The 23,129-nt window shown below is 51.4% G+C and carries 16 protein-coding genes and 2 pseudogenes; all 18 read right to left on the bottom strand.

Annotation, left to right across the window (positions count from 1 at the left end):
- Positions 1-310: 310 nt before the first annotated feature.
- The 18 genes and pseudogenes from B5E60_RS04175 to B5E60_RS04090 all read right to left on the bottom strand — a co-directional run bounded on the left by B5E60_RS04175 (position 311) and on the right by B5E60_RS04090 (position 22,955).
- Positions 311-1,825 (bottom strand): calcineurin-like phosphoesterase C-terminal domain-containing protein, encoded by a 1,515-nt coding sequence (locus tag B5E60_RS04175; protein WP_087309637.1) that lies wholly within the window; start codon positions 1,823-1,825, stop codon positions 311-313.
- A 39-nt stretch (positions 1,826-1,864) separates the two neighbouring features.
- Positions 1,865-2,839: an acyl carrier protein gene (gene acpP / locus B5E60_RS13710; RefSeq protein WP_239403223.1), complete on the bottom strand. Its 975-nt coding sequence runs from the start codon at positions 2,837-2,839 to the stop codon at positions 1,865-1,867.
- Positions 2,840-2,876: 37 nt separating this feature from the next.
- Complete coding sequence (locus tag B5E60_RS04165) at positions 2,877-4,361, bottom strand: hypothetical protein (protein WP_143260656.1); 1,485 nt, start codon at positions 4,359-4,361, stop codon at positions 2,877-2,879.
- Between the two features lie 24 nt (positions 4,362-4,385).
- Positions 4,386-4,859 carry a hypothetical protein gene (locus tag B5E60_RS04160; RefSeq protein WP_087309806.1) on the bottom strand — a complete coding sequence of 158 codons (474 nt, stop codon included), beginning with the start codon at positions 4,857-4,859 and terminating at the stop codon, positions 4,386-4,388.
- Positions 4,860-4,884: 25 nt separating this feature from the next.
- Complete coding sequence (locus B5E60_RS04155; protein ID WP_087309633.1) at positions 4,885-6,372, bottom strand: RagB/SusD family nutrient uptake outer membrane protein; 1,488 nt, start codon at positions 6,370-6,372, stop codon at positions 4,885-4,887.
- Between the two features lie 11 nt (positions 6,373-6,383).
- A complete protein-coding gene (locus B5E60_RS04150; protein WP_087309631.1) occupies positions 6,384-9,536 on the bottom strand; it encodes a SusC/RagA family TonB-linked outer membrane protein in 3,153 nt (1,050 codons plus the stop codon).
- A 445-nt stretch (positions 9,537-9,981) separates the two neighbouring features.
- Positions 9,982-12,309 carry a zinc-dependent metalloprotease gene (locus B5E60_RS04145; RefSeq protein WP_446697993.1) on the bottom strand — a complete coding sequence of 776 codons (2,328 nt, stop codon included), beginning with the start codon at positions 12,307-12,309 and terminating at the stop codon, positions 9,982-9,984.
- Between the two features lie 24 nt (positions 12,310-12,333).
- Positions 12,334-12,579: pseudogene (locus B5E60_RS14415) on the bottom strand (DUF5118 domain-containing protein); the annotation flags it as partial.
- A gap of 580 nt (positions 12,580-13,159) precedes the next feature.
- Positions 13,160-14,191, bottom strand: a complete 1,032-nt coding sequence (locus tag B5E60_RS13705; RefSeq protein ID WP_143260654.1) for a hypothetical protein — start codon at positions 14,189-14,191, stop codon at positions 13,160-13,162.
- Positions 14,192-14,202: 11 nt separating this feature from the next.
- Positions 14,203-14,514 carry a hypothetical protein gene (locus B5E60_RS04135; RefSeq protein ID WP_087309625.1) on the bottom strand — a complete coding sequence of 104 codons (312 nt, stop codon included), beginning with the start codon at positions 14,512-14,514 and terminating at the stop codon, positions 14,203-14,205.
- Positions 14,515-14,772: 258 nt separating this feature from the next.
- A pseudogene (locus tag B5E60_RS14175) lies at positions 14,773-15,162 on the bottom strand (relaxase/mobilization nuclease domain-containing protein); the annotation flags it as partial.
- 207 nt (positions 15,163-15,369) lie between these two features.
- A complete protein-coding gene (locus tag B5E60_RS04125; RefSeq protein WP_087309623.1) occupies positions 15,370-16,323 on the bottom strand; it encodes a toprim domain-containing protein in 954 nt (317 codons plus the stop codon).
- Between the two features lie 182 nt (positions 16,324-16,505).
- Positions 16,506-17,147 carry a hypothetical protein gene (locus B5E60_RS04120; RefSeq protein WP_087309621.1) on the bottom strand — a complete coding sequence of 214 codons (642 nt, stop codon included), beginning with the start codon at positions 17,145-17,147 and terminating at the stop codon, positions 16,506-16,508.
- On the bottom strand, positions 17,137-17,442 hold the full coding sequence (locus tag B5E60_RS04115; RefSeq protein WP_087309804.1) for a helix-turn-helix domain-containing protein: 306 nt from the start codon (positions 17,440-17,442) through the stop codon (positions 17,137-17,139). Before B5E60_RS04115 ends, B5E60_RS04120 begins: the two co-directional genes overlap by 11 nt.
- 214 nt (positions 17,443-17,656) lie before the next feature.
- On the bottom strand, positions 17,657-18,184 hold the full coding sequence (locus B5E60_RS04110; RefSeq protein ID WP_204246441.1) for a hypothetical protein: 528 nt from the start codon (positions 18,182-18,184) through the stop codon (positions 17,657-17,659).
- Positions 18,181-18,393 carry a hypothetical protein gene (locus B5E60_RS14170; RefSeq protein WP_239403222.1) on the bottom strand — a complete coding sequence of 71 codons (213 nt, stop codon included), beginning with the start codon at positions 18,391-18,393 and terminating at the stop codon, positions 18,181-18,183. Before B5E60_RS14170 ends, B5E60_RS04110 begins: the two co-directional genes overlap by 4 nt.
- A gap of 845 nt (positions 18,394-19,238) precedes the next feature.
- Positions 19,239-20,309, bottom strand: a complete 1,071-nt coding sequence (locus B5E60_RS04095; RefSeq protein ID WP_087309617.1) for a BACON domain-containing protein — start codon at positions 20,307-20,309, stop codon at positions 19,239-19,241.
- Positions 20,310-20,339: 30 nt separating this feature from the next.
- Complete coding sequence (locus tag B5E60_RS04090; protein ID WP_087309615.1) at positions 20,340-22,955, bottom strand: zinc-dependent metalloprotease; 2,616 nt, start codon at positions 22,953-22,955, stop codon at positions 20,340-20,342.
- Positions 22,956-23,129 lie beyond the last annotated feature (174 nt).

Raw genomic sequence — 23,129 nt, 5'->3', positions numbered from 1 at the left:
TTAGGCGGGAGCATTTGTATCCAGGACATCTTACAGCGTTGCTGCAAGGTAAGATGGCTGCTCTTTATCGCTTTTTGAGCCTATAACGCGGTAATCCCTTATGACATTCAGAAACATGCTGAATCTGGTGATGTTTCCGAACACATAGAGTAAATCTAAACGATTGGGAATTTAACGATGTGCAAGATACAAAGAGATTTCTACATCGGCAAATTTATCATTTAAACGTAATTTGAGGCAAAGTTAATCATCAAGAGCAATATTACTATAAAGTCATAATCTGGATGTTAAATTCACATATAGATGATTGTTAAGGGGCAAAAATCACCCGGGAATCAATCAGTTTCACAGCGCCATCCGCCGTTGTGTCTCGGGCTTCGAGAATCATTCGGTGGGGGCCCGGCAGGGTTGCTTCGGGTAGTTGACCTGCCCAGATGTGCGGAGAAGGAATATTGCGGTGGGGCGAGCGATGTGCATATTTCGATTGTAGGTAGCCCTGCTGGTTGCGTAGTCTTGACCGCAAGACCGTTGGTGCGGCCATGATTGTGTGCGTTAGCGTTTGCCAGGCACCATTGTCGATCCGCATCCGAACCCGAGTCTCCGGGCCTCCGGCGAAGAGGTTCACCACAACGCTTCCCGTAGGCAGGGAGGACAGGTCTTCGATCTCCCGGTCCTGTGGATTGCCATCGACTATCCATACGTCAGCTTGGAACGCTTCGTCCAGGCCGATACCCTTGAACCGGAATGCATATTCTGTTTTGTCAAAATCGATACGGAAATAGTTGCGTGGGGTACCGCATGGTTGTAGCGAGCGCGGCACCAGATCGAGGTCTTGTTCTCCGGTCCAGAGCAATCCGCAGACCGCTCCGGCAACCAACTCCTGTACGTTTTCCGACAATCGTTTCCGGAAGACTGAGTGGGTGTGTCCCGAAAGCAGCAGACAACGGCGTCCATCGAGCAGTGCAAGCACATCGTTCTTGTTTTTGACGGTTGCCATCGGAATATGCTGCGCGATGACCACAAGTTTCTCTCGCGGCACCCAGGCCAGATCGTTGCGCAGGAACCGTAATTGTTTTTCGGTTAGTTTTCCGACATAACCCCGACGGCCAACCGTAAAGACATTGTTGAGTATGATGAAATGGACCGATCCGTAGTTGAAGGCATATGTGTCGGCACCGAAGGCCGAATTGTAGTGAATGACTGCCCGGACGCTGTCCATGTCTCGGTCGTGATTACCCGGAAGTGTCCATGAAGGCATAGGGAGTTTGTCGGCCAGCTCTCTAAAAAGCGGAAACAATGTGCAATCGTCGTTTACCAGGTCTCCCAGGAAGAGCGAAAAGGCAATGTCGCTGCGGGCTGATAATTCCGAGAAAAAGGTACGTGAGGCATAACCAGCTTCAAGTGTGTCACCGAATTGTACGTCGCCCACAGCGGCGATACTGAAACAGTCGGGCTGCCGGCGGCGCACCAGTCCGAAATCGGCATTGCTGGCTGTCGTACTGTCGGGGTAGTATCGGAACCGGGTGTTGCAAATTCCGCCGTCAGGAAATTCGTAGCCGGACGGAAGGATCGGGAATATGCTGCTGTGCGCCGTTGCAGGAAGAGTGTAGCGGCCTTTTCGGTCGGTAATGACAATCGTGTCGCCGTCGGATACGGGGATACCTTTCAGAACGCGCTCTCCCCTGTCTCGAATTCCATTGCCGTTGCGATCGAGAAAGACCGTTCCCGAACGTCCTGGCTTGATTGCCGCCTGCGGCGGTGCAGCAAGTATCCCTTGCGTTAGAATAAATAATATCAGAAGGTTGAAAATCAACTTCATGGTCATATATTTGGTAAAATAATGCGAGCCTCAAGGCCCGCATTTTTAATTGGAGGATGATACTAATGGACGGTCAAATGAGCGGTTTCCAATGTATGTAATCCAATCCCCAATGGTTAGCATCCTTTCTAATCTGTCATCAGAAATCAAAATCCCGAAGTATGATTCAACCTCTAACTTGAAATCGATAATATCCCATTCATCCATTCCTAAATCGTCTATTAAGCGGGTTGACGAGGTTATCATAAATTCTGGGAAGCCAGTTTTTAAGGATAATGTTTCTTTGATCCAATCTTCGATATCAACTGATACTGGTTGTTCAGGATCAGGATCAGGATTAGGAGTTATCGGGATGTCTGGCGGATCAATCGGAGTATTTGATTCAGTTTGTGATGCTATGTAATCAATCAGATTTTCAATTGTTACAATATTTTCGATAGCTTCATCAGGAATCTCTATGTCAAACTCGTCTTCGACAGCTATTATTAATTCTACTAAATCCAAGCTATCCATTCCCAAATCTGTATTCAGGTTGGAATAAGTATCCACCTGACCTTTGGAAATATTAATTTGATCTTCAAGTATCCGTATCAGTTTACTGAAGATTGCCGGATGCGATGAAAGATTCGTGTTTATATGAAACACTAAATCCTCTATTGTTATCAGGTCATCAATGGCCTCGTCAGGGACAGAAATTCCGAATTCCTCCTCGACTGACATGATTATCTCAATAAAATCTAAACTGTCAAGGCCTAAATCGTTTCTGATAATCGAACCTAATTGGATCTGACTTGGAGAAATATTTGCATGATCACAAATAATTTCTTGGACTTTTTCAAAGACTGTCCTTGTAATTGTTATATTTGATCGCGTAGTTCTAACTTTCTCGTCGTTTTTTATATATGTTGATCCATTATTTAATAACACTAAATCTTGAGTCTGACACGATGATATCGAGATTGTTACCGCAAGAGCAAGGGCCATTGCATAGGCCCTTGCTGTGCGAATCTTTTTTTTCATAAGTTGTAAGGTTAGTAGGGATAGAGGTGACTCAAGGTTATTCTGCAGTAGCCAATTTGTAGAGACATATCTTGGCGGGGGCGGTAACTACATCATCGTTTTTTTCTTCCTGGACATAATAGGCAAGATAAGCTGTGCCATCCTTCGTGAATTTGCATTCAAACTCATCAAAAACAGGTTCTGAACTGATCTGTACCGGAGTAGTCCAGTCTTTTGTCTTCTCGTCGAGAGAAACAACTTGTAGCAGTTTGGCGTCTTCTGAATTTCTATAGACCATATATAACTTACCTATAGGGCTTATTGCGATGCGGCAAGTTCGTCCGGCAGTATTACCAGGAGATGGAATTGCTGAGCCGACACGATTGATCTCCTTTGTTTTGGCGTCAATCTTGAGGACTTGGGGGCTGTATTCGTAGCAAATTCCGAGGTATATGTTGCCTTCATCATCGATTTGCATATCCGGACAATAGAGCGGGAACGAATGATATGTGGCAGGTTCTGTGCCGGGTTCGGAAGACGGATACGCATATTCCTCGATCAGAGTACTCCATGTTCCGCCTTTGTATGTATAAATGGAGAATGAATTAGGTGAAACGGGATTCAATACAAACAGATACATTGTTCCGTTTTTAGTGCGTGCGATGGGCCAATATCCTCTGGCTATATTGCGTCCGGGAATATCACCGGTCGTAGTCCAGGCGTTGCCGTCATAAGTGGCTACATCGATCAAGCGTCTTCTTGTATTCGGGTTTCTGTTGTCATTCACCGTGAATACAAATATTTTTCCATCAATTGCGGCAATGGTAGGACCGGCTTGATTGGCTGATCTTTCGATTGTATTGCAGACTTCAGCCCATACGCCGCCTGTTTTGGAGGCTACAGTTCCGCTAAGCGTCTCACTCTCATAGAAGAATATGTAGGGCTGTCCGGAGTTGTCGATACCCAATCCTGGATATTGGCCTTTCCGATTCACTACGGTTTCGCTTGTGATCGTATTTCCATTCAATTTAGCGAATGTCACCGCATTTTCATTTGTCACTGCAAGGCAAGGAAGATTGTCTGTTGGATCTATCTCTAGGCGAATAGCACTTGCATCCTGCTCCCACTCTCCGACCTTGGTCCATACGGCCTCCGGCAGTTCGCTTACCGTTACGGTGTAGAGGGCGTTCTTTTTGCCGAGGCTTACCAGATAGTCTATCGGATCACTGAAATCGTTGGCTGTCGTGCCACTGATCTGCGTCGTGCCGTTTACCGTCACTGTCGATTCTCCGTCAGCCGTTTCGAACGTTGCGACAAGTGCCGAGAGGTCGGTGTCGGCCGGTACCCTTACGCTGATCGCGGTGCCGGAGATCGAGCCGGTGTAATCCTTTACCAAATAATCGGGATTGTTTTCAGCCTTGAAGCTGAATGCCGTGATTTTGGCCTCACCTGTCGGACCTTCCTCTTCTCCGGTTTTGTCGTCGCTGCATCCTGCGGTGAACAACGCACCCAGGAAGCAAATCATGGATAAATACTTTTTCATATTTGTATGGATTAAAGGTGATGATTACATGTTTATTTTTCGTATCGTATGCTGCCGGGACAATTGGTCGGGGCCCGGAAATCCGATCGTAAATCCAAGGTTGGTATTTTCGATACGGATCGTCACCGTGTTGTCCTTCGACGTATCGACCTCATTGGGCAGCCAGCGGATACGGATCGGCATGGAGTAAACACCCGGTACGAAGACGACCTGACTGCCGGTGGTCATACGTTCGAAATCGACCCCGGCCTTCAGCCCGTCGCCGACTGTAAACGAGTAGTCCACGACAAGGTTCTCGGTTAACTCTTTCGAACTGAGGCAAATGTTGTATGTGCGGACAACCGTCGCCTGGGATGATACGGTCGACGTTGCAGCATAAGAGTTGTCATCGGCCTGTATAATGTAGACGAACGGGTGGTCATATGGCTCGTCCTTTTCGCAGGAGGAGAGCAGCATGGCTGTTGCTACGGCCAGTATAAAACCTATTTTTTGAATCATAGCGCTTGTTTTATGGAATGTTTGTTTACTCTGCACCTTCGTATCCGGGATTCTGCTTCATCGCAGAATTGGAATCCATTTCCAGTTGGCAGATCGGTAGCACGAAGCGATAATCGGGATAAGCGAGATATTTCGTTGTTGCCGGAGACTCTTCATCGCGCTCCAGATTCTGATGACGCCTTGCGATGTCCAGCAGCCGATGTCCCTCGAAACAGAGTTCGCGCATGCGTTCCCGCTCGATCAGCGTGTCCATTTCATCCTGTCCCGAGTATTCCAGCACGATGTCGCCCTCCGATTTGTTCGTTGCGCGTGCGATCAGGGCCTTCAGGTCGGAGGCGGCACCATCGAGATCGGGATTTGTCCGGTTGCAGAGTGCTTCGGCCCGGATCAAGTACATTTCCGAGCATCGTACAACGAACGGATCACTGTGACCGTAAAGTCCGTTGTTATCCTTTTTATATTTATCGTTGACGTAATATTTCACGCAAGCGTCCATTTCGTATCCGTGTATATCGTCTTCATAACCTTCATAAACAGGATCGTAATGCAGCAGCCGCTGGCGCCGAATATCGTCTGGGTCGTCGAACTGTGCCAGCAGTTTCGCTGAAGGTACGGCTTTCGGAGAGTTGGATGGATCGTAGAGTTTGCTTATCGACGATGATTTGTCGTAGCCGCTCATCCGAAGTATCGCCTCTTTGCCTTTGTTCTCGTGCGGGTAACGGAACATCATTTCGTATTCGGCGTAGGGTGTCAGCGGCACCTCTTCGATGACCTCCGAGGCATATTGTTCCGCCAGGTCGTAGTTGCCCATGTAGAGGTAGACACGGGCCAGCAATGCCCGGCATGCCGTTGCCGAGGCATAATATACGTCGGTTTCACCTGTCTTTTCGAGTGTCATCAGCGCCGTATTGAAATCCTCGATGATCTGCACATAGGCCTCCTTCAGACTGCTCCGGGCTATTACGTCGTTGAAACTTATCGGGTGTATGGGCAGGGGAATACCCAGATGCGAGGCGTCTGTCGTGTAAGTATAGGTCTGGCAGTAGGCATTGCAGAGGTTCAGGAACATGAGTGCTCGGATGAAATATGCGTGTGCAATGATCCGGTCAATCTCATCCGTATCGTTCGGATAATCGTCCTTCAGGTCGGGACCGTAATAGATGATATTGTTGGCGTTTGTGACTACACTGTAAGCACCTCTCCAGAACATCCGCGGATAACCGGCGTTGTCTTCAGGTAGTGCCAGGAAGTTGTAAATATCTGTTTGAGCCTCCTCGGCGTTGGGCGTGGTATCTACCAGGTCGCTCGCCAGATCGGGATAATTGATCGCGTAATCGTCGTAAAATGAGTAGGTGGCACTGTATAAGCCGTAATATGCACTCTGCAGGCCCGTAAGCTCCGCAAAAAAAGAGGGGGTCGTGCTTTTGCCAATGTTTTCGACTTCGAGAAAGCTGCTACAACCAGCCGTGCTGGTCACCATTACAATTAAAATGTATGTTGTTATTCGTTTCATAGATTCGAATCTCAGAAGGTTATAGAGAGATTGGCCGAATAGGTTGTGGTCATCGGGTATCCGGAATTCATGATTGTTTTATAGCTGTTTTTCCCGCGCTTTTGATCGGGAGTCCAAAGGTAGACGTTGTCGCCGACCAAAGAAATGCTCATCGCCTCCATTCGCAGTTTCTTGCACAGTCGTTTGGGAAAGGAGTAAGTCAGAGCGATGTTTTGCAGGCGGATGTTAGTCATACGATGCAGGAAACGGTCGGTGTATGAGGTTGCTTTCATATCATTTTTGTAGGCGATGCGGGGGCTGGTGGCCAATTCTCCCGGGGCCGTCCAATGGTTCAATGCTTCAAGCGGTGCATTGGATTCAATGATGTCATATCCCGAATTTAAGGTGTAACGGTCCAGAGCGGTGTATTGCCAGCCCCCGATTGTGTAGTTCAGCATGAATCGCAGCGAGAACTCTTTCCATCGCAGGATATTGGTCATGCTGCCGAAAACATCCGGATTGGGCGTCCGCCCATCCGAAACTCGGTTGTCGTAGTTGTAGACTTTGGTGATATTGCCGCGTTTGTCGTACCACATGGGCCGTCCGTCTGCAGGGTCGATGCCGGCCCAACGGATCAGGCTCCATTCATTTTTGGCGCGCCCCACTTCCCAGACGCGCTCTCCAAAACTCTTAGTGATTCCTTCATAGAGGCTCAGAATTTTATTCTGATTGTGAGCGATGTTCAGTTCGGTTTGCCAGGAGAAATCTTTGTGGACGATGTTTGCCGAGGTGATGGTGATCTCATAACCCCGGTTGCGCATCTTACCGACATTACGCATGACAGCGTCCTCAGAGATGATTGACGATACACGGCTTTCAGTCAACATGTCTGTTGTGACGTTGTTATAGAATTCAAAGTCTACCATCACGCGTTTGCAAAGTCCGACGCTGAGTCCCACATTGGTCATGTAGGTCGTCTCCCACGTCAGTCCCGGATTGGATACTGCACTTTGTTTGGCGCCGATATTTCCTTGGTAGGAGTAGCTCGACGATAGGGAATAAGTGCCGTAGGCCGACGATGTGTCAACGCGCGAGTTTCCGCTGGTACCGTATGAAGCCTTGAGTTTCAGGGTGTCGAAGATATTGCTCCTAAAAAACTTTTCATTATGGATGCTCCAACCGATACCTACCGAAGCGAACGTTGCCCAACGGGAATATTCGCCGAAAGCGGAGAAACCCTGACGCCGTGCATTCACCGTCATGTAATAACGGTTGTCGAAGGCATAGGACACCTGTCCCAAATAGGAAAGAGACCGGGAATAGGTGGTATTGCTTGATCCGCTGATATTGGCCGAGGGGACATACGCGATCTCTTTGATTTGGTCGTTAATGAAATCATACCCGGATACGTAGAGATTACGACCTTCCTCATGCTTGAATTCAATGCCGGCCAAGGCTCCGATTCGATGCTTCCCAAATTCGCGATCGAAATTGATGCGATTGACGCTTGCCCAATTCAGGTTGAAGACGCCACTCCGTCGCGAAATGCCGGACGGTTCGTTTGCATAGTATCCCGACAAGTTAGTGCGGGCATAGTATAACGCCTCGTAGGTCCCAATATAGTTGGAAACGAACTGTGTAGTAGCTGAAAGCCCCTTGATTGGTTCCCATTTGAGTGAAGCGTTTATGCTGGCGTTCAGCGCCCGTTGTCGGTTGTCGTTCTGGTCACGTTCCGGCAGATCGTTGGAGGTGAATTTCACCTGAGTCGGTTTGTATTCGAAGAACGAATCCCTACTGTAATAGTTGTACAATCGGTAAGTATGTCCGTCGTTCTCATATGGTGAGAAGATTGGTAGCGTTTCGTAGTAATTGCGCGTCGATGGAAATGTATCGTTGATATTGTATGTTCCGCTCAAGATCAGCGTTGCTTCGAGTCCATCGAAGAATGTGTAGGTCGAATTGGAACGCAGTGAGATACGCTGCTGCTTGTTGCCCTTCAGGATCATATCTTCACTGTAGTAACCTGCTGAGATATAGTTTTTCATCCGCTTGGTGCCGCCGCTGGCGCTCAGGTCCACCTGAAAGGTTTGACCCGTATCGAGATAGAGCTTATGCCATTGGGTGTCGGTTGTGGAGTAGCTGTTGTACTCGCTGTCCTGATAGGGGAAGGCTGAAATTGGATAACCGGCGTTAACCCACGCTTCCTGGGCATATTCCATGTATTGCGAAGCGTTGAGCATCTTGTAACGGGTACTCTCGTTGGCGAATGCGACGCCGTATTTGAAGCTGACGTTGATATTGGTCTTCTCCATACGGCCTTTCTTGGTGGTGATGAGAATTACGCCGTTGGCGCCGTCGGCACCGTAGAGGGCTGTGGTCGAGGCATCCTTCAACACCGTGATTGACTCGATATCGTTTGGGTTTATGAACGAAAGGGGACTGATTGTGTACTCGGTTCCGATGCTCAGTCCGGTGATTCCTCCCGTGTATATGGGGGCTCCGTCTACGACCCACAGTGGCTCATTCGAAGCACTGAGAGATGCATCGCCACGAATGCGTACGGTCAGGCGTGCGCGCATGCTTTCATCGCTATTGTTGAATCCTTTAGATACCTGCATACCTGGTACCATGCCGTCGAGCAAGTTGTCCACTCGGCTTACAGGCATCAATTCAAGTTTTTTGGAACTTACCTGATAAGCGCTACCAACCAGGTCCTCACGGCGTTGCACGACGCCATAACCCGTTACGACAACCTCGTCGATTTCTGTATCGGGTTCAAGCTTGATTTTGATTGTTTCCTGAGTGGTGATTCCGATTTCGCGGGGTTTCATCCCGACGTAGGAGACCACAAGAATGACGACCTTGCCCGTGTTGGGGATCGTCAATGTGAATTTTCCGTCCGTATCTGTGTGAATTCCCTTCGAGGTGCCTTTGATCATCACCGTTGCACCGATCAAAGGAATGCCTTGTGCGTCGAAGATCTGTCCGCTGATTTCGCGGGTTGTCGCACTTTGGGATGTGGATTGTGCCTCTGACGATGCTAATCTGTAGTTACCTGAATAAGGGGTTGAATTCCCCCCCCCTGCCAGAGAAGCGTCGGCGATTGTCAAGGCACACATTAATAAAATGGTACGCCTCAAGATACGGCGAAACCCTGTGTGGGAAACAATAAAAGCGCCTTTCATATTATAAAAATTCGGGTTGCTATCGAGGAATCGGGGTCATGTGACTGTAACTCCCAACCGTTTGTCTAACAAAAATACGCAAAAAATAAGAACAAATGCACCAGAAAAAGATAAAAAAACGCATGTCGTGACAATAAATGCGTATGTTTTGCGTTTTAATTTCATTTATGTTGAAAAAACGCTCTTGACCTTATGGATCGTAAGCGTCCATTATGGCGTCTTGTATTGAAATGCAGAACAATATAAATATATCACTAATTCTCTGAAAATCTTAACGAGAGAAATCAGTAAATATATTAAATCTGCACTTTAATTTCCGCCAGACGTTTTTTCGAGAAGGTTCTTCCCCGGGCAAGGAGTCGTAATGGCAAATACTGTTGACCTTGACGATCCTATTGCAGACTGACTCCCTCAAACATGCATGAAAAACTGGCGCTCTGTGTGATTAATCATTGGCAAGCGCTTTTCGCAGGCGGTACAGCAGCAGGTTGTAATGGGCCCGATCGGCTGCATTGGCCATGGCTGTCTTCCGGACGAGGAGCTTTTCGCTCTGTTGGGCCATTTCGTACCAGAGGGACGGTGTTTCGTCAATGGTCCGTATGTTGACCCGTTTCTGCCAGTTGTATCCGGCCTTTCCGAACATGCGCTGCCCGACAGCATCCCAACCATAGGTGTCGACAGCCTGCATCAACAACGCTTCGGGCAGAGGCGTCTCTTCAAACAGGACGAACTGATGGACGGAGGGACGATAGGCAGTCGCGGCAGTCAGCGACTTGCTGCCGGACGAAGAAACGCTCTTCGGCGCAAAAGCCGAGATGCAGGCCTCTACAAAACGGCTTTGCATCATGCGCTCGGCTGCAGTGAGAGACTTGTTGCTACGGGAAGGCTTCCACACCCGGTCGTAAATCGTTCCGAGAAACTCCTCGGGCATATAGGCTCCGTCTCGGGCAACATGAGATGCCAACACGACAGACTTGAGTTTGTCGAGCAGATCATCGAAGGTTTCGGAGACGAATTCCGACTGATTGTCCACATGCAGCGACTGCCGCTCCCCGACCGGCGTATGATCGATCCAGTCGCTGTCGGCCAGACGGTCGAGCACCCAATGAACCGCTTGCCGCTGACGTTCGGCATCGACGGCCACCACCCGGGGCTGATCCGTCCCGTCATAAAGCATGATCCCTCCGATATTGAGCAGGACAGCCTGCACATAACGGTCATATTGTTTCAATAGAGCTCCATAGAGCTCCTCCCGGTGCTGGTAGTCGGCATCCTCGGCATCCGGGATCCAGCCATCGAGATTCGCAAGGATGTATTTCAGATTGGCCACACCGTAATCGGAGGCCCGAAGGGGATCGTCGCCCAAATCTTCCTCAATGGCTGAGGGGTCGCAACGGAACGAAACTTGCTGTCGGCCGTAACGATAGAGCGGATCTCCGGCATGCTCTTTGATCCACCTCTCCAGCACGGGCTGCTCCTCCTTCATCGTCCGGGCCTCGGGGATAGGTCGGTAGGCGTACTGGACCAAATAATAGTCGTAGACGCCGAGATCCGGTGGGGTCAGACTTACGCCCTTGTCCCCGGGCTGAGCGACGTAGTTGAAGCGGGCATAGTCCATGATCGAAGGGGTGGTCCCATACCGTCTGGTGAACGTGGCGCTGCGGAGCGAATCAACCGGATAGGCGGCTGAAGCGGCCATGTTGTGCATGAATCCCAGACAGTGGCCCACCTCATGGGCGAGGACATACTCGAGCGACTCCATCATCACGTCGTCGGGCATGCGCACGGCACGAACCCGTTCATCGACCTGGGCCGTCTGGCAGAAGCGCCAGTTGTTGATCAGCTTGGCCACATCGTTGTAGACGATCACCGAGGCATTGATGATCTCGCCCGTCGAGGGGTCGACCCACGAGGGGCCCATGGCGTTGCTGACGGCCGTCGGGACGTAACGTACGCAGGAGTATTTCAGGTTGTCGGGATCGAATTCGGGATCGTCCTTTGGAAACATCTCCACACGGACCGCATCCTTGAATCCGATGGCTTCGAAGGCCTTGTTCCAGCGCAGGATGCCGCGGCGGGCGGCCTCGCGCCATACGGCGGGGAAGGCATCGTCGAGGTAGAAGACGATCGGCTTGACGGGTTCGGAGAGTTCCCCGCGCTGCCATGCCGCAGAGTCGCGCGGTTCGAGACGCCAGCGGTTAACCACCGAATAGGTTCCGATCTTGTCGGCGTCGGCGTTAAGGCTTTGGCGATTGGTCAGGAACGTACCGATGCGGCTGTCGGCCAGGCGGGGCCTCATCTTCTGCTCGGGGAGCAACAGAATGGAGTGGGTTGCCTGCACGTTGACGGGAGCATCGCGCAGAACGGTGAGCAGCCCGAGGAACGAGGTGGTGACCGAATAGGAGAGGGTTGATTTTATCGAGACGTTATCGTCGAATGCCTTGAGGACGTCGAAAGTGCACCGGTCGGACTTGATACTGGACTTGATGCTCAGCCCCATGGACGACCGGGTTCCCAACGGCGAGAGGTCGTCGAGACTTCGGAAGAGCGACGAGGCATCGAAGACTACATGTCGTTTGTCGTCCGATTCGCAAAATATTTTTTCGCCCCACACGGTCGGAGCAAGATTCGTCAGTGGAAGATTCCGGTTGTTCGTTGAATCGGGCACGTCCAGATCCGGCAGCACGGCAATCCGTTCGAGGAAGATCGAGCTGTCGCGCTCGACGAAACGGCCGTGGAACGGGGCGCGGGCCTTGTATCCGATGGTAGCCACATCTGTATCGCTGGTTCCGGTTACGGTTGCGGCGATCAACAATTCACGACCGAGGAATTGGCGCGGAATTTCGACATAGAGTTTTCCGTTAACCTTATGCAACGTCAGAAAAGATCCCTGAGCCGTTACGCACCCCTTTTCGGCTGAGAAAGTTTTGGTGTATTTCGATGCTTTTGGTTTCTGAGCCTCGGATTGTTCGGTTTTGTCTTTCTTTTTAGAGCGTTTTTTTGCCCAGGCAGGAGATTGTCCGACAAGCAGGATGCAAACCATCAATATGGCAAAAAAGCGGCAATTCATAAGGCATACAGTTTTTGCAAATATAAAGAATAATTTCATAAACTCGTGCATGCCCGGTAAAAAATCAGGATGAATTATCTCATTGTTATAAAGTTAACCTATTGGCGGAATTAAAGCGAATTGTATGTGCAGTATTCTGTATGTTGTTTATTGTTAATAAATTATAGATGGTTAAATATTGATTTATGGACATCGCATGCACGGTCTATAATTATAATTGGAGATGTGCCATCGATTTAATCGTACGTTGCAGGATATATATGTTCAGCCACAATTGAATTTGTTTGAAATAGCCACATAATTATGAAAGTAATATGGATTATTGTTGTATTTGCAAAAGTTTATTATCAACATTCCGTTTGCCTGTGGTTCTGCTGTCATAATTTACACCTGTTCAAGACTGTTCATTTCTTTGCGGCAGAAAGGGAAGGGCTACTTGTTTTTTAACTTCGCTGCGTCACGTTTAAGCTGCTTCGCCTCCTGGGCTTTCAGCCGCGCCTGCTCGTCGAGAGCCGCCCTTCTGTCGCGCCGTTCGCTTTATTGCAGCAAATACCTATTCTATGGAAAACAATACATTTTTTGTTAGGTAATCGACAATTGTGTTGTAGTTTGGATCCCAGCCTGGAATACGATCCTGATAGATTTCTTTATGATATTTTTTTGCCAGATAATTATAAGCCGCAATAGTTTTATTCTTATCTATAAGCTGTTTTTTATAAAAACTTTCATACTCTTGACTTGTTAAATTACTTTTCAAGATAGGAGAAATATCCACAAGCATCAAATATATACGATCTTCATCATTATTGTTTACATAGTCTCTAAATGCTTTATTAAATGATTGTAATTTAGGTTGTTCATCAAAAAATTCTTTCAACTCTCCTTTTAGTTTTTTATTGACAGCTTCGTTAGTAATTATAGCGTTTAAATAATTAACAAAATTCTCTATGGCTAAATCAACATTATGATTGTAGAAATAAATAAAATCATAGTTGTCCTTCAATATTGATTTGGCTTGATCTTCGTCACGTATTAGATATAGCATATTATAGGTTCCTCTTCGATATAAAGCATTTTTGACCTCAGATAAATATGCATCAAAAAAAACATCCAAAGATTTAGCGTTATAAATCTTCGTTAATAATTCCTCTAACGATGCATACTCGACCCCATTAATATCTATAAACGAAAGAGCCTCTCCTCGTTTAATACCTAAGTAGTCATTGTTGTATTTTCGACTTGGAGTCGGAGAAAAGAAAAAGCAACTGTCATTAGATAGAATCGTATTCCTAAAATTCGAGATATTTAATATCTTAGTCTCTCTTAATTGCCTGTCACTATATTCTCCTTGATAGTATCCCGGTCCAATACGATTATCATAAAGATAAGCTTTATCCTCTGTCACTACATAATAATCCTGCGCTGGAGTGCACTGAAGTGCATCCATAAGGCGCCCATAAAAATTAAATGGAGAGTAAACCACAATAGGCACCTTTTTCCCATTAGGAGCAACAGTTGTTTGAGAAAACAAACAGATGGGAATTAGGGAAAATATAGCGAGAATTAATAATCTTTTTACGTTCATAATCTAATTAATTAGCGATTTTCAATCAATTGTTTCCGCAAATTCTCCAGCCATGTTTGTTGTTGTGTGTATTTAATGGTTTTTACTTGTATATTTCTGACTTTGGAGCTCTCTTTTATCGTATAGTGTAATACGAAAAGAGTAATTAACCCTCCGATAATGGCACCGGCATAACTGCCCCAAAAGCCAATCCAATCGCTGGATTCCCCAACTATGGGAATTAACCATGGTAACGGATTGGTGCAGAATAGTATTATATTTACAGCAATAGGAGCAACGAGAATGATTGCAAAAATATATTTGTAATATTTTGATTCCATCATCAGACCATTTGAGATTTCAAATCATATGAATACGACTAATAAAGGTAGCGAAAAATCCTGAAAAGAACCAATATGTATCTTATGCTTTTCCCTATAGTTCGCCCTTCCCGTTTGGTAGCGACAAGCCAAAGCAGCCGGAGGGACTTTGCGCAAGGTTTGCCTGTGGTAACTCGTCCTGACCTTGCGCGGTCCGCCCGGCGGCTTATTTTTGCGTCAGAAAGGGAAGGACTACTTGTTTTTGAGTTTGGCGGCGTCGCGTTTGAGTTGCTCCGCCTCCTTGGCTTTCAGCCGCGCCTGCTCGTCGAGTGCCTCCTTGCCCGGAGCCAGATGCAGCCCGAAGCGTTCGGTCAGCTCGCGACACACCTTCGCATTGCGGAGCTTGATGTTGCGGTCGGAGATGGTCTGCCCGTGATCACCTACGCGATTGTAGACCAAATGGCAATGGGGATGGGGCTGGTCGAGGTGCCGCACCAACAGAAACTACGTGTCGACAATCCCCATGCGCTGCATGTATTCCTTTGCAATCTGTGTCATCCGCTCATCGGTGAGCTTCGGGGCATCCTCCGGCGAAAACGACAGGGAGATATGTCCGACGTTCTGTTGCAGGCGGGGATTGAGGCGCGCCTGATCCTCGAAATCCTCGACCATCTCCCGCACGGGCCAGGGCGCGGAGCTTGAAGTTGCAGGCGGTGTTGCACCGCAGGGTGATGCGGTACTCCTGTTTTCGGGCGCGTCCCAAAGGCGGACGGCCCCCCTTTCTTCGGTGTGTTCATGGATTGGATTTTTTGAGTTGAGACCATCGGGATAGGGCCTTGCGGCCGGTTTTTGGCTGACAAAAACACAAACTTGCATCCCTTAAACCTTCATTCCTCCCTTGGGTCGTAATTGCGGTTTTCGGGATTTGGTCTTTGTCTCTTCCGAATCATTCCGAAGCCGTTTGCTGGCGATCCAAAAGTCGTTGAGATCCTTGTAATCACGATAGAGATGCGCATGGTCGATCACCTGGCTGCGGGGACACCGACGGGTCAGTTCGGCGAGGGTACGACGTCCCGCTTCGTCGTTATCCAGAAAGGCATGGATCGTCGGATGCCGTTCGAGGAAAGGGAGCGCCTTCGGCAGGTTGACCACCGAGTTCAGCACCGCGGCGTCGATGCGCAGTCGTTCGGGATGTTTTAGCGAAAGATAAGCGAGGAAATCCATAAATCCCTCGAAAGCGATCACCGTGTCGGAACGGTTATCGAAAGTGGTGATATGTTTGGGCGAAGAGCTTCCCTTGAAGCGTTCGGACCGCAGCTCCCAGCCTCCGCAGTCATTCCGGAAGCCGATGGCGAAAAAGCAGTGGTTGCGGACCTGATAGCGTACCTCCCGACAATACGCCGATGCAATCCCGGACACAATGCCGCGTGAGGCAAGATATCCGAGCAGGGCCGGATGGCGCAGAGGAGCATCCGAGAGGATACGGAGCGCCGGTTGGGAATGCGGGCTCTCGGTCGGCACGGCATATCGCTCGCAGATACGGGAGGCCAGGAGGCTGACGGTACCTTCGGCCGCGTGCTGCAGGTGCTCGAAGGCTTCGCTGCGACTGCATCGCTCCAGGCGCATGATGAGCGCGAGGAGCGTGCCGCCCTCACCGATCCCGAAGTCATACCAGAGATCCTTCTGGTAGTTCACCTTGAAGCTCGGCGTGCGCTCCTCGCGCAGGGGCGAGAGATACATGCCGTAGCCGTTTCGTTCGTACCGGGGCAGAATGCCGCGGCGGGCAAGATACTCCCGGATGGGGATCCGGGGCGAATATGGGGTGGTATTCATTTTTCCGTAAGTTTGTTGAGAAAACCGCGTAAAACGCAGTGAAAGAAAAGGTTGTCGTCTTACAACGTTCTTACACGGCGGGTGGCCCCGTAAGTCCGTAAGCGTTGTAAGATTTTGTAAGAGGATTTGTAAGAGATGTAAGAAACAGAGAATAAGCCGAATATCCTTCGCTTCCAACAATCTTACAGGCCGGAGACGTCGTTCAGCAGTTCATCAAGCAGTTTCCGTGTGACGGTATAGATCCGTGCCGTCTTGCTCTCCTCGCGGGTCGAGAGCGTGCGTTGTTGCAGAAAGAACAGCAGCCCCGGGATTTCAGTCTGCATCCGGGCAAGCAGCTGCTGGTCGTCGTGCGTCAGTGGCGGGATACGCCGCACCCAGTAGCGGGTCTCCGCCGCCTCGATCAGCACGGAATTGCGCTCGCTGGAGACCAGCAGCAGAACAGGCAGCCGCTGCAGAGGCCGCAAGTAGAGCAGCTGCAAATAGTCATACCCCATCTCGACCTGCTCGCCGAAGATGTGCGACAGGAAGCCGCGGATGTGCGGGAAATCCCCTTCGGCCGACTGGAAGGGAATCGGTTCGTAGCGGTTCAGAAAGCCGTGGATCTCCCGCAGGTAGTTCGTGTGGTCGGGAACCGTGCAGAATCCGTCGTACTTCGGAATGCGGGCCAGGTAATCCTTTCCGAAATCCTGGCGCAGGGTCTCGACATTCCACGCCAGAAGGGTCTCGATGCTCCGGCCGCTGCTCAACGGCTGCTGAACCCGCTTGTAGATGGTCATCCCCACGCGCAGATAGACCGCGCCGATCTCCTCTCGTTTAGCGGTCATGGCGGCCTCCTTTCAGGATTTGTTGCACATCCGCCACACGATAACGACGCTGCCCGCCATACTCCACGGGAACAAGATAGCCGCTCTTTGCCCAGCGCCAAAGCGTAGAGGAGTCGACTCCCAACAAGGCAATGGTCTGCTTGCGCGTGTACAGTTCGCCCGTTTGCGGCAAGGCTGGTGAGGCCAAGGGCGACGGAGCGACGGCTGTCAACTCCCGATGCCATTGCCGGAGATCCTCCAGACGGACGGTGACATGCACATCACCGCCCATTTCATACAATTGTTTCAGGTCCATAACTCGATCTTTTATCGAACCCAACAGCAGGTTCGGCAGCGAATATAGCAGGTGCCTCCCCTGCACCTGTTTTTGCAATCAAATCACTGCCGTTGCACCGGGAAACAATTTCATAAATAGCTATTTTACAGGCTATTGCAATCGCACACAAGCCAAACAAAAAATCCCTGCACCTCATCGGTGCAGGGAATATCGACAGAGAAAGATTCCGCTCCTATTGTTGGATATACTCAATGCCGTAACCGATCCGATCGCCCCGGAGCCGGACCTGAGGAACCGACTCCGGAATCGCTGCCATGCAGGCCAGATAAAGCAGCCGACGCCGTAAAATCAACCGATTCGACTCATCAAGGGCTTCACCCAGGATTTGATCCGTATAGGTGTAGACCGTCGAAAGTGCATTTTCGAGAATTTGTGTCTCCGGGGCCGGATCGCCGGGAATCACTTCGGAGATCGCGACGGTCGAATCCAAGCTCTTCTCATCCGTCGCATCGACTGCGACTCTTTCCAATTCCTCTTCCACGGTAGAGATCTCCTCCGGTTTGGGCTGCTCACGACGGAAACGACGGAAGAAACGCTCCGAGAGGTCCGCCGAAGTACCCATACTGAAATAGTAGAGTCCTGCCACGCAAAGCCCCGCGGGGACAAGCAACACAAGGGCCATCCAGAACGGAAAGCCTCGCGAAACCATGACGCAGAACAACACGATGAGGAAAAAGACAAGGACACTCGCCACAATCAAACGAACGCCGCATCGATCAACGGCACCAAGACCGTCACCACCCGGTCGTCACGGGTTTTGCGGGGAACATATTCAATGCAGTCCCCGATGATATTGGCATAGGTCATCTTGTAAAGGTCGCTCACCCGGCAGCCGATCATGCACTGAAAGACAAAGATATCGCGCTGCGTCTCCAGCTGCTTGTCATCCCCCATGTCCGCCTCGGCCAACTGTTTCCGCTCCTCGGTCGTAATATAGACCGGAGTGCCGTAAACGATCTCCGCGATCTTATACTGCTTGAACGGATCGTTCGACGGATCAACTTTTCAAGCCACTCCCGCGTAACGGTCGATTTATCATCGGTTGCCTCAATCGTGTGCTCGATCACGTCGACCAGCTCTTTCAGTTTCGCCCGCTTGGACAGCAGAGCGTTCCGCTCCTCGCCCGGGATATTCGGAACGTTGATGTCGTTCTTCTTGCCCCAGCGTTTGCGGTCGATCCAGATGCCCGACGGTACACGCAAACGCAGTTCCCGCGAAATGTAAACCCGAAAATTGACCTGAGACTCCCCGGCACTGTTCTCTCCCTGAACCAATACATACGTGACTTTTGCCATAGACTCACCATTTGATGCTTTGCAAGTATATGATTGATATTTGAATACAGCAACAAATCCGTGTCCGCACCGTGTCCGCATTTATGAAAAATGCCTAAAACAGGAAAGATCAATATCCATTCGTATGAATATTAAAAGACTATAATACAAATAGTTATGAAACAATATAAAATTCAACGGGACGGCAGGCCATCCAGGTCGAGGTAACGCTGCCGGCCGGTGTAGGCATAGAGCAGCATGGGGAGTTTGAGCTCCTCCATGCAGGTTACGCCGTGCATGGAGAGACGTTTGTCTGGCGGCCGGCATTGCCATTCCGATCCTCTTCCTGCTGCTGCTCTGAAGCCGCTGTCCGGGAAGAGCTCACCTCCCGGGCTGCTGAGGTCGCCTCGGAGGGCTGACAACAAAAACGGGACGATCCCCAGAGGTTCGTCCCGTTTTTTCATGCATTGCGTCCAGCCATCAGGCCCCGGCCTGCGTCACCTTCAGACGGAAGAGCTCGACTCCGTTCTGACCCGTCAGCAGGACATCCAGCGAACGGTCCGAACCGGTCTCATTCGCCGAAGAGGGATAAACAGTCCAGGTCCCATCTACACCACGATACTGGGAGTCAAGCCACGGCTCCGAAACTTCGGTCGTCGTGCCGACCTCGACAAACTTCACCTCACAGCTACCATCGGCTACCACACCAAACACCAACTTGGAGGCTGTGGATGCATCCTTCTGGAACGAGACTGCATGGGGAGACTGATACACCTCGGTACAATCCGCATCCATAACGGTCGCCCATGTCGCCAGAGGCATATCCTGATTGACATGGATCACGAAGGGCTCCGCATTCCCCGACGAAATCTTGACCATCGCACCACTCTGCATCGAAGATGCCGCATTGGGCTGGAAAGTGAGAATCAACGCCTCGCCGCTTGCGCCCGAAGGGGTCTTGATCGTGCAATAGGCCGGGAGGTCTTCCTCATTTTCAACCGGATCACCTCTCCAGTCGCAGAATACGGCCGTCCACTGATGGGCCGTAGTGGTCACCGTTGTTATCGGCACGTCACCGCCTGCGGCCGGTGCCATGAACGTATAGGAGCCATACGAATCCGCAGCCAACGAAATCGACATTTCGGTATTCTCCGGCTCGATGAAGTCCTGCTTCACGGTAAACTCAACCGGCGTGAGCGACCCCGCCTGGATGGCATACGTGGCCGTGCGGAATGCCGTCCCGTTGTTGTCGCAGGCCTCGACCGAGATCTCCGAGGCACTCTCCACCTTCACGATGCACCAGCCGGCATCGGCCTCGTCGGCCGAAGCCTTGACTTGCGAAACCCGGATCTCCGAAACCGCGGCATCGGTCAAGATCTCGATCGTCTGCTTCTGGCGCGTAGCCGGGAAGGTGAGGGCCACCTGAGCCGGATTCTTGAGTTCAAGACGGGTTGCCGCCGGCGCCACATCCTTGTTATCGTCGCTGCTGCAGCCGACGAATGCCAGTGCCGCAAGGGCCAGCACCGGGGTCAGAAATTTCATCTTTTTCATAACCTGACTTTTTTAGGGAATCATTATCGCTTATTTCGCATTCTCGAAGGCCGATTCGATCTTCAGAATCTGGTAGGCGTAGAAATCGCGCGTACGGCTGTCGCCCGATCCGCGACGCTGGCGGTAGAGGTTCAGCACGCGGCGCAGCGTGGCCGTATAGAGCGGCTGCCCGACCTGCATCGAAAGGGCCGGACCCTTCATGTCGTGGCGGTAATAGGAGATCTCGCCCGCCGAAGCCGCATGATCGTGGTTGCACTCCGGGTGGTTGCAGATGAACGGAGGCAGCGCCTCGTCGGCCATCCGGGCCAGGGCGGCCATCGACTCGTCTTCCGCAGCCGTTCCGTCGACATAGACGCTCAGCTGCAGCTCCGTACCCGAGGAGCCCGTCAGACCGCTGTTCTTGAGCAGCGCCGCAACGGCCGCACCCTGCAGGTTCATCTCCTCGATGGTCAGTGAACCTCCCCGGAGAGCCGAAGCGAAGACCGTCTTATAGGCATCGCTCAGGTAAGTGTCCACACGGTAGATATCCTCCTGACCCGAACGCTCGCCCTGATAGATGCCGCCCAGCGTCGCCGGACTGAAGATCTTGTTGGCCACGCTGGCCGCCGCATTGTCAAGAATCGTCGACGGCTGGCCCAGCTTGTCCATCATCTCCTGCGGCAGCAGCCACGACCGCGCCGTGAGCACCTGCTCCACCAGCCAATCCATGGCCGCCTTCTGACGCTCGCGCGGCAGGTAGCTCATCGCACGCAGCGGGCGGCCGTCCTGTACCAGATCCTTGTACACCACGCCGCCCAGGTAGGGCATCACGTGCATCAGATAGCGCGTATACTGTCCGATCACGGCCGAATACATCGACTGGATCTCCTTGTAGTCACGATTCTCCTCGGCAAACCACCGGCAGAGATTCGCAATGATATACTTGCAGTTCTCAATGCCGTAGTTGCCGGCCTTGATGTGGTCGTTGCCCAGATCCTCCGACTGGTCGGTCGGGTCGCGCGTCAGGAAGATCTGCTGTGCGCCGAACTCGTACATCGGATCGTCGTTGTGTGCGGCGATCAGCGCGTTGAGCAGCGGAAGCTCCTCCTCCGCATCGCGCGTCTGCTCGAAGATGCGGTAGCCCCAGTTGATGGCGTGGATGTCGTAGACGCCGATCACGGGCGGAACCATCCGTACGCCCCGTTCGAAATCACCCCGCTGGGCAATGTAGTTGTTGCGGGCGTAGTCCATGATCGAGGGGGTCGTACCGTACTTCTGCGTGAACGACGGGCTGCGCAGCGAATCCACCGGGAAGGCATAGCTGGCTCCCATGTTGTGCATCAGTCCCAGCGTATGGCCCACCTCGTGGGCGGCCACGTAACGCAGCGACTCGCGCATCACGTCATCGTCGAAGACCTTCTTGCGCACTCGTGGATCGGCGGCGCTCGTCTGGGCGAAACGCCAGTTGTGAACCAGCGAGATGACGTTGTGATACCAGATCACGTCGGCCACCAGAATTTCGCCCGTCCGCGGGTCCGTGTAGCTCGGGCCCATGGCATTGGCCACGTCCGTCACGGCATAGCGGATGCAGTTGTAGCGGATATCGTCCGGATCGAACGACGGGTCGTCGGGATAGTCACGCGCCTCGACCACGTTCTTGAAGCCGGCCGCCTCGAAGGCCCGGTTCCAGTCCTCGATGCCCTGCTTGACCGCATCGCGCCACTTGTCGGGGAAGGCGCTGTCGACGTAGAAGACAATCTTTTGGGCCGGTTCGACCGGTTCGCCGCGGTAGTACTTCTCCCACTCGCCCTCCTTGGGCTCCACGCGCCAGCGGTGGATCATCGCATGCGTGAGAAGCTTGTCCTCCGACGAGGTGTAGGTGTAGAACTTCGAGCTGAAGTAACCCACCCGGTTGTCCTGGTAGCGGATCTTCATCGGCTCCTCGGGCAGCTCGAGAATCGAGCGCCGAACGGTCACCGTATAGCCGTTCGATTCGGTCGAATAGTTCAGGATGCTCGTAATCTCGAGGTTCTTCTCGAAGACCTTCACCTCCTTGAGCTTCGATCCCGAGGCGTCGTACGTCGCTCGCATCTCGCCCGGGACCATCGGACTCTGACGGATCGGCGTCAGCAGCTTGTCGTTCGAAACGAAGAACGACGTCACGTCAATGAGCAGCGTATCGTTGCGGCTCGCCTTGATCTTGAAGGTCCGCGTGATGGGATCCTGCACGTTGCGGCGGAACGAACGCTCGATCGGGTCGTTCGGTGCCACCCGCGCCCAGTGGTTCACCTTGTGCAGGTAGACGTTCGACGTATCGGCCGAAAAGCGGATCATGAAGGGTTCACCCAGCATCTGCCCGGCGACAAAATCGGTATTCTGACTGATCTCCGAAACCCGGTTGGCCAGCAGATAGCTGCCCTTCAGGTTGCGCGGCGTAATGGCCAGCAGCAGTTCGCCCTTCCTGGTCACGTAGTAGTCAAACAGGCCCGAACCCTTCTGGGCCCCCTTGACCGCCTTGTCGAACTTGTCCTCCTTTTTCACGGAGTCGGCCTTCTCGGTCTGCTCCATCTTCTTTTTCTTGCGCGAGAAGGGCCAGATCTGCTCGGCTTGCAACGGGCTGCAGGCCAGCAGTACCGCCGTCACAGCCAGAATCAACTTCCTGTTCATCTCCTGTAGCTTGTAAATAATTGATTATTAGATTATTGAATTTGAAGTTCCTTGAACCACAGCGACCGGATGGATTCGAAACCCGACCAGTCGGCATGTTTGTCGGCCGTCAGAGGGTGCGAAAGTCCCGACAACCTGTTTTTTAGGATTTGGCAATAGGCAAAATCTGGTGTT

Origin of the sequence: Alistipes sp. An116 (assembly GCF_002161005.1) — a bacterium.
Lineage (GTDB): Bacteria > Bacteroidota > Bacteroidia > Bacteroidales > Rikenellaceae > Alistipes > Alistipes megaguti.
This window is presented reverse-complemented; position numbering and strand designations above follow the sequence as displayed.

Coding starts and splice junctions, on each gene's coding strand:
- B5E60_RS04175 (WP_087309637.1), bottom strand. CDS start 1,825: ATGACCATGAAGTTGATTTTCAACCTTCTGATATTATTTATTCTAACG.
- acpP (WP_239403223.1), bottom strand. CDS start 2,839: ATGAAAAAAAAGATTCGCACAGCAAGGGCCTATGCAATGGCCCTTGCT.
- B5E60_RS04165 (WP_143260656.1), bottom strand. CDS start 4,361: ATGAAAAAGTATTTATCCATGATTTGCTTCCTGGGTGCGTTGTTCACC.
- B5E60_RS04160 (WP_087309806.1), bottom strand. CDS start 4,859: ATGATTCAAAAAATAGGTTTTATACTGGCCGTAGCAACAGCCATGCTG.
- B5E60_RS04155 (WP_087309633.1), bottom strand. CDS start 6,372: ATGAAACGAATAACAACATACATTTTAATTGTAATGGTGACCAGCACG.
- B5E60_RS04150 (WP_087309631.1), bottom strand. CDS start 9,536: ATGAAAGGCGCTTTTATTGTTTCCCACACAGGGTTTCGCCGTATCTTG.
- B5E60_RS13705 (WP_143260654.1), bottom strand. CDS start 14,191: ATGAACGTAAAAAGATTATTAATTCTCGCTATATTTTCCCTAATTCCC.
- B5E60_RS04135 (WP_087309625.1), bottom strand. CDS start 14,514: ATGATGGAATCAAAATATTACAAATATATTTTTGCAATCATTCTCGTT.
- B5E60_RS04125 (WP_087309623.1), bottom strand. CDS start 16,323: ATGAATACCACCCCATATTCGCCCCGGATCCCCATCCGGGAGTATCTT.
- B5E60_RS04120 (WP_087309621.1), bottom strand. CDS start 17,147: ATGACCGCTAAACGAGAGGAGATCGGCGCGGTCTATCTGCGCGTGGGG.
- B5E60_RS04115 (WP_087309804.1), bottom strand. CDS start 17,442: ATGGACCTGAAACAATTGTATGAAATGGGCGGTGATGTGCATGTCACC.
- B5E60_RS04095 (WP_087309617.1), bottom strand. CDS start 20,309: ATGAAAAAGATGAAATTTCTGACCCCGGTGCTGGCCCTTGCGGCACTG.
- B5E60_RS04090 (WP_087309615.1), bottom strand. CDS start 22,955: ATGAACAGGAAGTTGATTCTGGCTGTGACGGCGGTACTGCTGGCCTGC.